The organism is Nitrospira sp., assembly GCA_029194665.1.
Taxonomy (GTDB): Bacteria; Nitrospirota; Nitrospiria; order Nitrospirales; family Nitrospiraceae; genus Nitrospira_D.
The window spans coordinates 541,855-557,213 of the sequence record JARFXO010000001.1 but is presented as its reverse complement, the minus strand read 5'-3'; the positions used below and the strand labels follow the sequence as shown (position 1 = coordinate 557,213).

The 15,359-nt window shown below is 57.7% G+C and carries 11 protein-coding genes; 6 read left to right on the top strand and 5 right to left on the bottom strand.

All coding sequences use genetic code 11. The features are described from left to right. Positions 1–196: 196 nt before the first annotated feature. Genes P0119_02575 through P0119_02560 form a run of 4 tightly spaced genes read left to right on the top strand, consistent with a single transcriptional unit; the run spans position 197 to position 4,219 of the window. Positions 197–778: an isochorismatase family protein gene (locus P0119_02575; protein ID MDF0664941.1), complete on the top strand. Its 582-nt coding sequence runs from the start codon at positions 197–199 to the stop codon at positions 776–778. Further along, complete coding sequence (locus P0119_02570) at positions 775–2,109, top strand: nicotinate phosphoribosyltransferase (GenBank protein MDF0664940.1); 1,335 nt, start codon at positions 775–777, stop codon at positions 2,107–2,109. Before P0119_02575 ends, P0119_02570 begins: the two co-directional genes overlap by 4 nt. A 17-nt stretch (positions 2,110–2,126) precedes the next feature. After that, entirely contained in the window at positions 2,127–3,572 is a 1,446-nt protein-coding gene (locus P0119_02565) for a pentapeptide repeat-containing protein (protein MDF0664939.1), read from the top strand. Then, a complete protein-coding gene (locus tag P0119_02560) occupies positions 3,569–4,219 on the top strand; it encodes an alpha/beta hydrolase (GenBank protein ID MDF0664938.1) in 651 nt (216 codons plus the stop codon). Before P0119_02565 ends, P0119_02560 begins: the two co-directional genes overlap by 4 nt. 207 nt (positions 4,220–4,426) lie before the next feature. Here P0119_02560 and P0119_02555 read toward each other — a convergent pair whose 3' ends face one another. The 5 genes from P0119_02555 to P0119_02535 all read right to left on the bottom strand — a co-directional run bounded on the left by P0119_02555 (position 4,427) and on the right by P0119_02535 (position 11,717). Further along, positions 4,427–8,068 (bottom strand): DEAD/DEAH box helicase, encoded by a 3,642-nt coding sequence (locus tag P0119_02555; protein MDF0664937.1) that lies wholly within the window; start codon positions 8,066–8,068, stop codon positions 4,427–4,429. Positions 8,069–8,140: 72 nt separating this feature from the next. Continuing rightward, complete coding sequence (locus tag P0119_02550) at positions 8,141–8,689, bottom strand: adenylyl-sulfate kinase (GenBank protein MDF0664936.1); 549 nt, start codon at positions 8,687–8,689, stop codon at positions 8,141–8,143. Next, positions 8,689–9,774 (bottom strand): phosphotransferase, encoded by a 1,086-nt coding sequence (locus P0119_02545; protein ID MDF0664935.1) that lies wholly within the window; start codon positions 9,772–9,774, stop codon positions 8,689–8,691. The genes P0119_02550 and P0119_02545 overlap by 1 nt, the downstream gene beginning before the upstream one ends. A 428-nt stretch (positions 9,775–10,202) precedes the next feature. Beyond that, a complete protein-coding gene (locus tag P0119_02540; protein ID MDF0664934.1) occupies positions 10,203–11,513 on the bottom strand; it encodes an NAD(P)/FAD-dependent oxidoreductase in 1,311 nt (436 codons plus the stop codon). Between the two features lie 6 nt (positions 11,514–11,519). After that, positions 11,520–11,717 (bottom strand): hypothetical protein, encoded by a 198-nt coding sequence (locus P0119_02535; protein ID MDF0664933.1) that lies wholly within the window; start codon positions 11,715–11,717, stop codon positions 11,520–11,522. Positions 11,718–12,234: 517 nt separating this feature from the next. On the opposite strand from P0119_02535, the gene P0119_02530 reads away from it, so the two are divergent. Together P0119_02530 and P0119_02525 are read left to right on the top strand one after the other, a co-directional pair. Further along, positions 12,235–13,656, top strand: coding sequence for a cytochrome c peroxidase (locus tag P0119_02530; GenBank protein MDF0664932.1), 1,422 nt, complete (start codon positions 12,235–12,237; stop codon positions 13,654–13,656). A gap of 99 nt (positions 13,657–13,755) precedes the next feature. Then, positions 13,756–15,327 carry a sigma 54-interacting transcriptional regulator gene (locus P0119_02525; GenBank protein MDF0664931.1) on the top strand — a complete coding sequence of 524 codons (1,572 nt, stop codon included), beginning with the start codon at positions 13,756–13,758 and terminating at the stop codon, positions 15,325–15,327. Positions 15,328–15,359: the final 32 nt, after the last annotated feature.

The window sequence follows — 15,359 nt, the reverse complement described above, 5'->3', positions numbered from 1 at the left end:
ATCCGATGAGGAGCTGCTGCGGACCATCGAGCACGGTATCGTCTTCAGTCCGATGCATTCCTGGCGCGGCCAGCTCAGCGACGGAGAAATGCAAGACGTCGTGGCGTACATTCGTTTATTATCGCAACAGGCACAATGACGGAGCCTTGCCCACAGTCTACAGAACGCCGGATTGCCCAACTGCGTAATGCCCCTCATGATTGCGCTCACACCCCATGATGCATTGCTCATCATAGATATTCAGAACGATTTCCTGCCAGGTGGGGCACTCGGCGTGAGCGGTGGCGATCACATTCTTCCCATCTTGCAGAACTATCTTCAGCAGTTCCAGCGTCACGGTCTTCCCATCGTTCTGACACGCGATTGGCACCCACCCAACCATTGCTCGTTCAAGCCCCAAGGAGGTCCCTGGCCTGTGCATTGTGTCGCGGGTTCACCAGGCGCTCTACCGCCATCGTCGTTTGTTACACCCCCATCGACGCACGTCATTTACAAGGCCTTCAATCAAGATCAAGACGCCTATTCGGGCTTCGAAGGCACTACGCTCGATCAACATTTGCGAGGCCTGACTGTGCAGCGTCTCTTCATCGGTGGGTTGGCGACCGATTACTGTGTGCTGAATTCAGTCAAGGATGCCCGTATGCTGGGCTATGACGTCTGTTTGTTGGTGGACGGTATCAAAGCCGTCAATCTTCAGCCCGAGTATGGTCGCCGCGCCGAAGACGAGATGATCCGCCTGGGAGCCGTCCCTGTTCATTGGGAGATGCTGGGAACATGAATCCTTCGAGCAGCGCTCTGCTGACAGACCTGTATCAACTCATGATGGCCCAGGCCTACCTGAAACAGGGGATGGACGAGCCGGCCGTGTTCGAATTCTTTGTCCGCAAGCTGCCCGCCCATCGAAACTTCTTAATCGCAGCCGGCCTCGAACAGGTGCTGGACTATCTCTCGGAGTTGCGCTTTTCTCGGGAAGAACTGGCCTGGCTGGATCAATCGGGGAAGTTCAGTTCGCAGCTCCTCGAGTATTTGGAAAGGCTGCGGTTCACCGGGGATGTGGAGGCAATGCCCGAAGGAACGATTTTCTTTCCTCACGAACCGATCCTCCGAATCGTTGCGCCGCTTCCTCAGGCCCAGCTCGTTGAAAGCCGCGTGATGAACTTCCTGAACTTCCAGACCATGGTGGCCTCCAAAGCAGCGCGTTCTGTGCTGGTCGCAAGAGGGAGGCCGCTCATCGATTTTGGGCTCCGTCGTGCGCACGGTGCCGAGGCCGGTCTCTTCGCCGCACGCGCGAGCTATCTGGCCGGTTTCGCAGGAACCGCCACCGTGCTGGCCGGTATGGCCTATCAAATTCCCCTGTACGGCACCATGGCCCATTCCTTCGTGCAAGCCCACGAGGATGAAATCGTTGCCTTTGAACATTTCGCCGAAGTCCAACCGGATAACGTCGTCTTCTTGATCGACAGCTACGACACGGAAGCGGCCGCCGCCAAAGTCGTGTCGTTGGCCCGAACGCTTCAGGCTCAGGGCATCACCATCAAAGGAGTACGGTTAGACAGCGGTGATCTGGCCGAACATGCTCGACAGGTTCGATTCATTCTTGATGAAGGAGGCTTGCTTCATGCACAGATTCTCGCAAGCGGCAACCTTGACGAATATCGTGTGAAAGCCCTGGTCGAGAGCGCCGCCCCAATCGACAGTTTCGCTGTCGGCACAGCCATGACGACCTCCTCTGACGCGTCTTCGCTGGACTGCGCCTATAAACTCCAAGAATATGCCGGTCGTCCCTGTCGAAAGCGATCCGAAGGTAAAGCCACTTGGCCCGGCCGCAAACAAGTCTATCGGTATCTTGCGGACGACGAGTATTTGAGCCACGATATCGTCACAACGCACAACGATCAATTGCCTGGGGAACCGTTGCTTGACCTTGTCATGAAGAATGGCCGCCGCCTTGCTCACTCACCCGGCTTGGCCGAACTGCGATGCCATGGCGCTGCGCAGTTGGGACAACTTCCCGAAGCCTTGCGTGCGCTTGAGACGGTGCCGGCCTATGACGTTCGGATTTCCTTGGCTTTGCGAAGCCTAGCCCAGACAGTCGACTGCAGACTCTAACTCCTAGAGGGGACAAGATGACGCACTTCTCTGTATCGACCGCCTTCGTCGGAACTATCCTCCTCGTCGGACTCACCGCCTCAGGGGCCGGACCGGCCGGCACATCCCCTTCCCCTGCGGCATCGCCCGAGTCTTCTATCTGCAAGGGCCCTTATAAGAAAAAGTCTGTCCCGGCCAAAATATTGCAAGCTCTCGTGCGCGCACATGAACGATGGGTGGAGTATCGGGACAACCAGGATGCCAAGCGCGTTGAGCTCTGCCAAGCGGATCTGAGCCGGGCAGCATTGGAGGGGGCGAATCTCGAACGGGCCGACCTCGAAGGCGCCGTCCTGCGTCAGACGAAGCTGTCTCAGGTCAACCTCTCCAAAGCCAGCCTTGCTCGAACCGACTTCACCAAATCCGTTCTCATAGACAGTAATCTCTCTGGAGCAGATCTGCGCCATGCCCGGCTCACCGGGGCGAATCTCGCACGCGCGGTCGGTGATGAAGCTGCTCTCTTTGGCGCCGTCCTGATCGACGCCAAGTTGAATAGCTCCTCGTTCGAGCGGGCACAATTGCAAGGCGCCGATCTCACCTCTGCCGATTTGACCGGCAGCAACTTCGCCGAGGCATATTTGTACGGAGCCACGATGAAAGGCGCGGTCCTGGTGAATGCTGACCTGACAAGCGCCGACCTGCGTCGCACCATCCTGACCAACGCAAATTTCTATCGCGCCAACCTTCAGGGCACACTACTGGACCGCGCGCAACTGGAAGCAGCCCGTCTGATTGAAGCCGACTTGGAAAGCGCCTATCTGGACGAAGCGAATTTGCGCAGTGCAAATCTTAAGAAAGCGATTCTTCGCGGCGCTGATCTCCGGTATGCGGATCTAACCAGCGCAGATCTGCATGACGCCGACCTGGAAGGAGCCAACCTGGAGGAGGCCGCTCTGGTCAAGGTGGATTTGCACTCGTCGAATCTCCGAATGGCGATTCTTTATCATGCCGTCCTCGATGAAGCGGATTTTCTGGACGCGAATCTCAACCGTGCGGTCCTTATCGGGACCAAGGGATTGCGCGTCAACTTCATGAACGCTGATCTGAACGAAATGTACGCTCCGAAATCCTCCCTGACTCACGCACAATTCAACAGAGCCAATCTGGAATCGTCGAATTTCGTCGGTGCGGACCTCCGCGGGTCGAACTTCGGCCATGCCGACATGACCCATGCCAATCTTCAGGAAACCAATCTTCAAGAGGCCAACCTTCAACACGCCTCCCTAGCCGGCGCCGATTTGAGCGGTGCTCGGCTGGACTCGGCGAATTTGCATCGCACGAACTTCAAGGGCGCCATGCTCTCGTCGGTCATCGGTCTTGTGCAGACACAGCTCAACGCCGCCTGCGTCGATGACAAGACCACATTGCCGCCTGATCTCAGCCGTCCTGCTCCCTGCAGTCCTGTCAAGAAACGGGCTAAGCCATGACCGCCCCACCTGAACACAATGTGAGGATCACAAAGGGGAAACTTGCTCTGGAAGGGATCCTCGGACTTCCAGACGCTCCGCGTGGCGTGGTTGTCTTTGCTCATGGAAGCGGCAGTGGGCGATTGAGCCCTCGCAATAATTTCGTCGCGCGCCATTTACAGCAAGATGGACTTGCCACGTTGCTCCTGGATCTCTTAACCAAGGATGAGGCGGATGATAGGCGAACAGTGTTCGATATCGATCTGCTGGCGGATCGGCTGTTGTTGGCCAAGGGCTGGCTGGAAGCGCAGCTGCAGACAACAAAACTGGGAATCGGGTATTTCGGGGCCAGCACCGGCGCTGGAGCGGCCCTGCAAGCTGCCGCGCGAGAGCCGTTGAACGTCAAGGCCGTGGTATCGCGAGGAGGACGACCCGACCTGGCCGAGCCATATCTACCGTCGGTCACAGCTCCGACCTTGTTGATCGTCGGAGGCCGCGATGAACCGGTCATTGAGATGAACCAGGCGGCGTACGAGTTGCTGCCCTGCGAAAAGAAGTTGGTCATCGTTCCCGGCGCGACGCATCTGTTCGAAGAGCCGGGAACCCTGGAACAGGTGGCGGAGGATGCGAGGAGGTGGTTTCTCCAGTACTTCTCGCTCATGGCATGAAGCGGTGATGCGAAGCTTAGATCCTTCCGTTTTGCGGCCTGCCTGCAGACGATTCCAGTCGGCCATCAGTCCCTGCTGGTGCAGTTCCACCCACACTTCAACCAGCCGCTGCTGACGTTTCGGCAACTCCTTGACCGGCATTTCGCATCGACGACATCAGGCATAAACCTCCACCTTCCTGAGCCGGACAGAGGACATGCCTCGGGATCATGCGCTCGGCGAGAGCAGGAAATCGAAGTCGGCTTTCGTCAATACACCCTGCCCGGCGCCGCGCACCATGCCGGCCATGACCGCATCGTACAACTCGAGCTTTCGCTGCTTGAGCGCCATCATCTTCTCCTCGATACTGTGGCGCATGAGTATCCGCACGATCGACACGGGCCGCTGTTGCCCGATGCGGTGCGCGCGGTCGGACGCCTGGCGCTCCACCGCCGGATTCCACCAAGGGTCCAGATGAAAGACATAGCTCGCTCTGGTGAGATTCAGCCCCTGCCCGCCCGCTTTGAGGCTCAGAAGAAACACGCCCTGTTCACCGGTCTGGAACGCCCTCACGCGGGTCTTGCGCGCCGCCGCCGCCGTGGACCCATCTAGCCGGTGGTAGGGCAGCCCCTGTCGAGTGCATGCTTCCTGCACGAGGTCCAGAAAGCTGGTGAATTGCGAGAACACTAGGGAGCTGTGCCCCTCGTCTCGCAACACATTCAGCCGCTCGATCAGGAAACCAAGCTTTGGCGAGGTCTCGTCGGCTTGTTTCGTGAGCAGACGCGGCGAGAGACACAGTTGCCGGAGTTTGAGGATGGCCGTGAGCGCGATGAACTGGGCCTGCCCGGAGGTCTTGGTACGATAGGCATCGTCGATCGTCGAGCGAACCTGGGCGACCGTCTGTTGGTAGAGCGCTTTTTGGCGGTCGGTCAACTCGAGGAACACCTCGTGCTCGGTTTTCGGCGGGAGGTCATGGAGGATCTCGGCTTTGGTCCGCCGCAGAATAAAGGGCCTCGTCCGGTGCAGCAACCGATCGAGCGCACGACCCGCGACACGTTTCAAGTCCCTCTTGAACCGATCGTAATCGCCGAGGAGTCCAGGCACGCACAGGTCGATCACGGAGAAATACTCGCCCAAATGGTTCTCGATCGGCGTGCCGGTCAGCGCGATCTTGAAACGCCCCTTAAGCCGGCGAACCGTACCCGTCGTGTCTGCCAGGATGTTTTTCACCGCCTGCGCTTCGTCGAAGACGATCACGTGGAACGCCGTCCGCTCCAAGGTCTCGATGTCCCGGCGGACGAGCCCATAGGTCGTGATCACCACCTCGCCGTCTTTGGCATCGAGCGCCCGCTCGCTCCCACTGTAGACATGGACCTTCAAGCCGGGCGCGAAACGTGCCAGTTCCTGTTCCCAGTTGAAGAGAAGACTCGTCGGCACGACGATCAGATAAGATCCCTTCACTCCACGAGCCGCTTTGATGCGCCCCTCCTCGATAGCGGCCAGCAAGCAAATGGCCTGAAGTGTCTTGCCCAATCCCATGTCGTCAGCCAAGCAAGCGCCGAATCGGTGCTCGTAGAGAAACGTCAGCCAGTCGTAGCCGTCCCGCTGATAAGGTCTTAACGTTGCGTGCAAGCCCTTCGGCAACGGCGGCTTCTCGATCTGTCGAAATCCCAGCAATCGCGCCAGTACCGCCTCGTCCTCGGCGGGCAGCGACACGGGGATGCCCTGGTCGCGCAGCGCCAGCCAGTCGAGAATCTGCAACCGAGGCACACGCACGACCTGGGCTGTCTTCCGATCCGCATCGGCCTCACCCGTGAGGCCGATAATCGCGCGCAGCCGCTCCACGCTCTGGCCGTCTAAAACTCGCAGGCCGCGCGTTGTACGGATCAACCCGCCCTGCTGAATGGCCGCCCGCCATTCAGCCTCGTCGATCACCACCCCCTCGCAGCTGATCTCCGGCCTGATTTCGAACCAGTCAATGCCGGTCCCATCTCGGTCCTGACGCTCGGCTCGGACGGAGCAGTCCCATCGAGTAGGCCGGAGCGGCTGGTCTTCGTACAGTAATGTGATTCCGGCCTCAGTCAGCTTTTCCAAAAGATCCGGCAATCGTTGGAACAGTACCTGGGAGTCGATCGGCATAGCATCGTACGATTCCATGCCGCGAAAGGCGTCCAAACCAAAGACCTCGAATGGAATCCGGTACAGCAGCACCTCGCGGCTCTTGTCGATCGCGCGCAACGTCCACTGCCCTCTCTCGATCTGCAATCGCACATCTGGCCTCGCGTACAGCGACACATGATGTTTCAACCATTGAGCTGCCTCAACACGGATGCTCCGCGCCCAATCGGTCTGGTCCAGCGCGGTCTTGATGAGGCGGTCTCGTTCCTTGGCCTCGCCGACCGTGAGCAACGTGAAGAACAGATCGTAGAGTACGACCTTGCGTTTCTGCGCCCGTAACGGAGCGGAGGTGACGCGGCCTTGTTCCAACGCTGAGATGAACGAAAAGGTCGTGGCGCTCGGAGCGAACAGGGCATCCCCGCGACGACATTGCGCTTGTAGCGTCCATGCAGCTGTCGGCGACCCGGCCTCGTCCGAGAGAGGCGCCAGAATTAACTCGTATGACACCTCCTCGTTCGTTGAGCCGGTCGCAGAAGGATGAACCGACGTCTCTGTGCCATCCACGCGCAGGAGAAGCTCGCGCAAGGTCTTGTCGGCCTGTTTGTGGATCAGATCGATCTGCGCGGACTGGAATTCGTCTCGTGAGACTGAGAACTCCGTCTCGCCATAGATGCCCTGCCGTCCACCATAGCCCCGGCCATCTGGCAATGTTACCGCGCACAGCGCCCCGTCCAGTTCCTCGGCATAGTCATAAGAGTTGAGACCTCGGAAGCCGTCGCGCAGCGCGCGAAACGAGCCCCATCCGCTTTCGTCCTCCATAAGAAGTAAACGTCGGCCGTTCACATCGGCTACGAAGTTGCGAAAACGGACGATTCGGTTGAGCGCGGTTCCGTTGGCCACACAGATCGCACGAATTTTTACGTCATCGCCCGCGACAGCAATCTCCGTCTTACTCACGTATTTGACCGATGGGGTCCATTGAAGAGCGATGGATTCTTGGCCGATTTTTAGCAGGATCGGGAATCGGTGTTTGGAGACTTGGAGATAACGGAGTAAGGGTTCGTCTCCATACCCTGTCGAAAACCAGGACGGATTAAGGAGTGGGCGCAGATCAGACGGCAACGCGGGAGCCCATCCTGCCGGAAGCCGCACGCCATTCCGGTTGACGAAGAGCTGGGGATACGACTGCCCGGCATCGATCACGATTTCATAGGCCGACGCAGGAAGAGACGAAAGCGAACCGTCCCCATTCCGTGCGGAGACCGCCCCCTTGATCGAATCCGGCTCGGCGATCTCACCAAGCAGCTCGGTTCGGAGCGTGGCCAGGTGGGCTTCTTGCCGATCCGACAATTGGAACGTCTCAGGCGACAGCAGATGTTTGGTGGCAAAACCCGCGCAAAGGACATGCTTGCAGAGCCAATTGGGATCCCAGGCCGGACAATCGCAGGAAGCCGAGAGAAATCCCTCGTCGAGAGAAAAGACGACCTCGTACAGTCTCGTTCCCTGCACCTGCGCCGTGAGCCTGTCGCGGTCCTGACTCCAGGTATAGTGCTGAAGCCGCAGCTGCTGATAATAGTTATACCCTCGGATCACCGACTCTTTTGGCGCCATTGTGTACAGATCATTGGCGGCGAGGGAACGAAACGCGGCAAGCAGTGCTGACGAGTCTGGGGCAGGAGTGAGGGAACTCCTCTTCGCTTCAGAAAGCGAATCGTCCCGCTCTCTGCGGTTGGATGCCTGCTTCTTGCGCATGGCCAGTCACTATAGCGGGAGGGGAAAGGCTCATCAAGCAGGAGAAACGCATGTCCGTGGGGCGGTGGGCGATCATGGCCTCTGAACCGAGTCGGTTTTGAATATTTCCTTCGCGGCTTCCAGCACTTTCCCCGCTGCGTCTTTTGCAGAGAGCTGGGTCGTATCAATTCTCACTTCCGGATTGACCGGCGCTTCGTAGGGCTCTTGCAATCCCGGCACACTTGATGATTCGCCACGCTGGCCTCGTCGGTACGTCCCTTTATAATCACGCTGCATCGCCAGTTCCAGCGGACATTCGACCACCACTTCGATGAACTTGGGAATGAGGCTTCTGGCAAAGTCTCGATAGACTCGCTTATTGGCTGTGGCATCGAAGATGACCGTCACGCCATGAGCCACTAATCTTGCCCCCATGAACGCCAGGGCTCGGTAAAAAAGATCCCGCTCCGCCTGTGAATAGGTCGGGGTTGGTGTGAGGACTTGCCGGACCGCATCGGACTCCAGAACCTCGACCACACAGCCTATTCCTTCGAGTTGCGGTTTCAGTGCGGCAACGATGGTGCTCTTCCCTGAAGCAGGCAGACCGGTGAGCCAGATGGCAATGGCGCTGTGATCACTCATCACTGACAATACTCATTCACCCGTTCCGGTTCGAAGCACGGGACATCAAGGACATTCTCGATGAAATGAAACAGGCTCCGGCGGATGGCGACTGACAAATTGGGATACCAGAGCGGGCTGGCCACGACCAGGCCGCGAAAGGCAAAAAAGGGCGCCGCCGTTTCAGTAACTTCTTCATCTCCGCTGGTTTCCACATATGTATCCCAAAACAGCCGGAACAAGACTTCGAATGGCCCATGGAGCTTACCCCATCGAATCAATGAGTTGAGCAAATAGTTGATCGTCATGGCGGTGACATCGTCTGCCGGCTCGCCCCATTCTCCTCGCGACCGATCCAGTACGGCAAAATCCGTTCCGGTACGGAACAGCACATTGTACGGATGGAAATCCCCATGCACTTGGGAAAGCCGGTTAGCCTTGTCTCGAAGCCGCCAACGCCACCGATTGCAGGCTTCCTCCACCATTCGCAACAGATCGCCGGTAATAAAGCCACAGCGTTTAGGATAGCTGTCCGTCAGTCCCATGATACATTCGCCATGACCGATCAACTCACGCAGCCGACGTTTGTACAAATCCGGGTCACGCCGCTTTTTCGCATGGATCTGCGCCAGGTAGCGAGCCAACGCGACCGTGCGTTGCCGATCCAGCTTTTGCAACGTGCCGCCTTTCATCAGCCGCTCAAGATCCACATGGTAGCTCGTCCCCTCAGTCCATTCATTCAGCACGAAGAATTCACGGGATTCGGCGAGGGAGAAAAGGGCTTGCCTGCCGTCGAATGCACCCACATCAAGCGCCTTCACATGGCGAGGAAGACGACCGTACGAATCATAGTCCCACAACATGGCTTGAGCACGATCCGCCATATGTTCGTGACCAAACGGGCCTGGTCTCATGGTCGACAGGACAGCGGACTGAACTCGACGCCCGATCTGAAACGACAATTTGACAGGGGTGCCGTACCCATAGCGCTTCTGCTCTCCCTTGGAACTCTCTTTGCCGATGACTCCATAAGAACGCAGCTCGACGCGAGGACCAAAACGAGTCCGTAGATACAGTTGCAGCGCTTGTTTACTTAATTTTGGCATACCGCAATAAGTCGCACGTCATGTACCCCGTGATCGGAGCGCGGTGAGAAACCGGCTCCCCATCCGTCAAACCTCATGCGGTTCAATTCGACACTGAAGAGTGACGATCCACCATTGCCTTCAACACTTTCAGTCACACTCGTTCGATAACCGATGCATCGGCATCCATTTGCTAAACCTTACTGTGGAAAAAATCAATACACCCATCACACCGTGCCCGCAAGCGTGATCGAAGAGGCCTCCGAACAGCAGAAAGGTATCGCAGCCTGCTAGTGAGGGTCGATGAACCCTTTCCGGCCGACAGCTTCATCGGACCGTTCAGCGACTTGAGGAGATGGCGCAGGCCGTCACCCACGGAGTGAAGGAGACGAGGAACCGATCGAGCACAGCCGTCTGAATGGCGTGAGCTGATGCGAGGCGTGACGGATTCAGACAGGGTTCTGCCGGTTGGCTGCCGCATGCGGGATACGGGAACGCTTCGTTCGAAAGTGGACCAGATCCTTCGAGAAGAGCACATCCAGTGTCCAGTCCAAGGCCACAAGCACTTTCTTCTCAAAGCGAGGCAGCTTCAGCAAGTAGATCGTCCGCCACAGCCACCAGGCGATGAAGCCAGAGAAGTTCACGCCGAGAATGTTCGCGACCCCGGTCCGCTTCCCGATGGGCGCCAGGAGCCCGAGCGTCGAGTAGACGAAGGGCTTCATGCGCTCCCCTCGCAGGGTGGCCAGGATATTCCGCGCCGCCACTCGCCCTTCACGCAGCGCATGTTGCGCGGTCGGGGGGTGGGAGCCACCGGTCTTGAGATCCGGCACGAGCGCACAGTCGCCGAAGGCCCAGAGGCCCGACCAGCCGGGCACTTCCAGGTACTCGTTGACGAGGACCCGGCCTTTCGTTTTCGGACAGGGCAGGGTGTCCAAGAGGGCATGCGGGCTGGTGCCGGCGGTCCAGACCAGCGTATTGGTCGGCACCGTCGTCCCATCGCTGAGGGTGACGTCGTGGTCCGTCACGGCGGTGACTTTACAGTGCGCATGGATTTCCACCTGCTGCTCCGCGAGTTTGCGCTGCGCATAGGCGCCGAGTTCCTCTCCCAGTTCCGGCAAGATGACCTTGCCCGCACTGACCAGAATGATCCGCAGCATGTCCGCCCGCAGATGCGGAAAGAACTGCACCGCCTCCCGCAGAAAGTCATTCATGGCCGCGATGGTCTCGACCCCGGCAAACCCGCCGCCGGCCACAACGTAATTCAGGAGGGGCGCCCGGAGTGACGCCCCGCACTCATAGTCCGCCTCTTCCAGGTTTGCGATGAGGTGGTTGCGCAGCACAATCGCATCATCCAACGATTTCATGGTGAGCGCCCGGTCTGCCAAGCCGGGGATGTTGAAGAAGTTCGTGGTGGACCCGAGGGCCAGCACCAGGTGGTCGTAGGGCAGCGAGTGGCAATGGACCTCGTGCCCATGCGACAGACCGACGCGCTTGTGCGCGAGATCGATGGCTTCGATCTCGCCATGAAAAAAGGTCACGCGACGCAACAGCCGGCGGATTGGGCTGACGATATTGGTGATATCCAGGTCGCTCGCCGCGACTTCATGCAGCATCGGGGTGAAGAGGAAAAAGTTGTCCTGGTTGACGAGGGTGACGTCCAAGTCGGCGCCGCGCGCCAGGGCGCGTTCGAATTCCAACGCGGCATACATCCCGCCGAAGCCCCCACCCAGAATCACCACGCGTGGCTTGCCGTTCACCATGAGTCCTCAGCGAACATGGACATGGTCTAGATCGTACAAGGCGAAGGCCAACCATCGCTTGGCTTGGCCCATCTGCTGAGACCGTCGCTGGAGCCGTCGTTCGCCTACCAGAAAGGACCGTTCGCGAGGCGCTCTTGCACCTTTCGTCTCGACCAGCTCGTGCCTGGTGGCGGATATCTCTCTCATTCGTATGAAGGGCTGCATGAAAGTCTCATGACGTTTTCCCGCTTGGAGATTGCAAGATCAAGGCCGGGGGTTACAAAATTCCATCACGCATGCTGTCGGCTGATAGGCCTGAAACAGCGAACCACCCACCATCCAAATTACTCAAGGTGAAGGAGAGCCGATGTAGGCAGTATCGTCAATGTCTCCCTGCTTGATCGGGCTTCGGCCCAGTGAGTCAAATCGACTGAAAGGTTGCCACAAGCCGTTTCCTGTTTCCGCACGTTGTCTGTACCGCCGTTTCTTGAGCGAGCGATTGCGCACTCTGCGCCTTTTGTAATTTCGCTCGGGACAGAACCAGGACAGAATGAACACAATTGTAAGTAAGTACTAATGGTTAGCTATAGGATCGGCATACATGTTTGAATTTATGAATCCGGTACGTTTGGTGTGCCGAGTTAGGAGAAAAATTCCGGCTTGGCACTCAATATGCTACGCCGATATGCGACGAGGCAGCGAGGTAGCTCATGGGTGAGGCATGTATCAAGGGGGGAGAATCGTGAAATTCCTACTCTGGTTGTCGGGCGCACTTCTGCTGGGTCTTACCTCAGTTGCGGCTGCGGAATTCGAGGCGCCGACTGCTCTTCCGAACCTCTTCCCCTTTCCCAATCCCACCGGCATTTTGAAAACCTTCAACTCGACCGGAAAACTCGATCTGACCGGTCCTTTCTTTCAGAGTCTGGGGACCAACGGCCGCAGCTGCGCCAGTTGTCATCAGCCCGGCGATGGATGGTCCGTCTCGGCGGCGCACGTCGAGGATCGGTTTGAGCGGTCCCACGGTCTCGATCCGATCTTTCGGACCAATGATGGCTCCAATTGCGATCACAACATTGATACCGCCACAATGGAAGGCCGTCGCCAAGCCTACAGCCTCCTGCGCACCCGCGGATTGATCCGTATTGCGCTTGCCGTCCCGTCAGGAGCCGAGTTTGACGTGGTAAGCGTCAGAAACCCCTACGGCTGCAGCGAGACGAGCACGCTCTCGATGTACCGACGCCCTCTGCCGGCCACCAACCTCAGGTTTCTCAGCACCGTGATGTGGGACGGGCGAGAATCTTCACCACAGACCGGCACGAAACCGATCACATTCGCCACGAATCCCGCCGATCTGCTGTCCGACCTGGCTCATCAGGCGGTGGGTGCTGCGCTTGGCCATGCACAAGCCGCAACGGCGCCCACCCAGGAAGAGCAAAAAAAGATCGTCGACTTTGAAATGGCGCTTTCCACAGCCCAGGCTGTCGATTTCAGCGCGGGGCCTCTCGATGGTCAGGGCGCGAACGGTGGTCCCGTCATCCTCTTGGAGCAACCGTTTTTTATCGGTATCAATGATCCACTCGGGCTCAATCCCTTCAAGACGCCTTTCACGCCGGTGGTCTTCACTCTCTTCACCAATCACTGGGCCCATGCTTCCAGTCATGAGCAGCACGGGCATCACCAGGATCGTCGAGCGAGCATCCTCCGAGGACAAACCCTCTTCAACTCCCGCATCATCAACATCTCGGGGGTGGGCGGTCTCAACGATGCCACCGGGTTGCCGCTGATTCAAGGCACCTGCGGCACCTGTCACGATTCGTTCAATGTGGGCGACCATTCCATAGGTGCTCCGCTGAATATCGGGATTGCCGATGTGATGAACCCCTTGGGTGTCGATTACCTCCCTGTCATCACTCTGCGTAACAAGACAGATGGAACTGAAGTGTTTACAACAGATCCAGGCCGAGCGTTAGTTTCAGGAAAATGGGCCGACATTGGGAAGTTCAAAGGCCCGATTCTCAGAGGCCTCGCCGCCCGGGCACCCTATTTTCACAATGGCTCGGCCGCGACCCTGAAAGAGGCAGTGGAGTTCTACAACATTCGCTTTGGCATGGGTTTGACCCATCAAGAAATAGCCGACCTCACCGCGTTTTTGACGGTGCTGTAACGACGGAAACCAAACTTGTTATGGCGCTTGAGACAGTCTTGTCGGCGCCTCAGCTTCCGCGTATATCTCGTTCAAAATCCCGCACGCAAGTACCTGGACATGGTAGTTTCTTCTGTGCTTGAATTGACGTTTGCGGAGCTGGAATCATTGGATCAGATCGAACGCAACTATCGCGCACTCTTGTCCGTCGCCCTCGTGCTGAACTCCCAGCGCGACATGCGCAGCTTGTGGGAAGCGATTACAGTAGAGATTACCAAAGCCATCCCATGGGCCCGTGCATCGATCACCCTGTACGATCCTCAGACCGATGCATTCCGGTTTTATGTCCTCGCGACCACCGTCCCGCAGGTCGCGCTTAACCGCGATGCCGTCGTCCCGCGCCACGGAAGCGGGATGGGATGGGTCTACGAACACAAGACCCTGCACATTCGCCCCGATCTCAAGAAAGAGCAAGTCTTTCCTGAAGACAAGTTTTACGCTCAAGAAGGACTCGGCCGAATGATTAACCTTCCACTGCTCGTGAAAGATCAATGCCTCGGTATTCTCAATATCGGCACTCGGGAATCTGGTGATCCCGATTCCGGAGATATCGAATTCCTCACACAAGTGGCGATGCAAATCGCCTATGCGATCGATCACGTCCAAGCCTACGAACAAATCGACCAGTTACGGAACCAACTGGCTAAAGAAAACGTGTACTTGAACGAGGAACTGCGGCTCACAAAGAATATCGACAGATTGGTCGGGGACAGTACCGTCTTTCAGCATGTCTTAACCCTCGCGCGACAAGTTGCCTCGACCTCGACGACCGTTCTCCTGACGGGTGAGACGGGAACCGGCAAGGAATTGATCGCTCAAACCATTCATGATTTGAGTCAGCGCCATCGGAAACCCATGGTTCGCGTGAATTGCGCTGCCTTTCCGGCCGGACTGGTTGAAAGTGAATTATTCGGCCACGAACGCGGTGCATTTACCGGAGCGGATCGCGCCCGCGAAGGACGATTCGAACTGGCCCATGAAGGAACATTGTTCTTGGATGAAGTCGGTGAAATGCCACTGGAGACACAGGCGAAATTGCTGCGAGTCCTACAGGATGGGATGGTCGATCGTTTGGGTGGGAAACAGCCGATTCGAGTGGATGTTCGTCTTATCGCCGCGACAAACCGCGATCTTTCTGCCGCGGTCAAGCTCGGTACGTTTCGAGCGGATCTTTTGTATCGTCTGAATGTGTTTCCGATCCGACTGCCCACATTGAGCGAGCGTCCGGAAGATATTCCCTTGTTAGCCCGACATTTCCTTGACCTATACGCGGCAAAACTCCGCCATTCATGCACAGATATCGATCCTGATTCTTTAGAACGATTGGTTCGCTACTCGTGGCCGGGCAATGTCCGTGAATTGGCCAATGTGATCGAACGAGCCTTGATCCTCTCACGCGAGTCGATCTTGCGGATCGATGACCATCTCCTGGGATTGCAGGATCGCTCGTTCACCAGCTTGCCGTCGTCCGACCTCAAAGATGTGGAACGTCGACACATTCTCCAAACTCTGGCTTTGACCGATTGGCGCATCGAAGGTCCTGACGGAGCAGCAACACGTCTCGGCATCCCGCCCAGTACCTTGCGCAGCAGGATGAAGCAACTTGTGATAAAGCGACCGACCGCTCACTGAAGCACTCGCCGCCTTGTCTCGTACGGACGCTC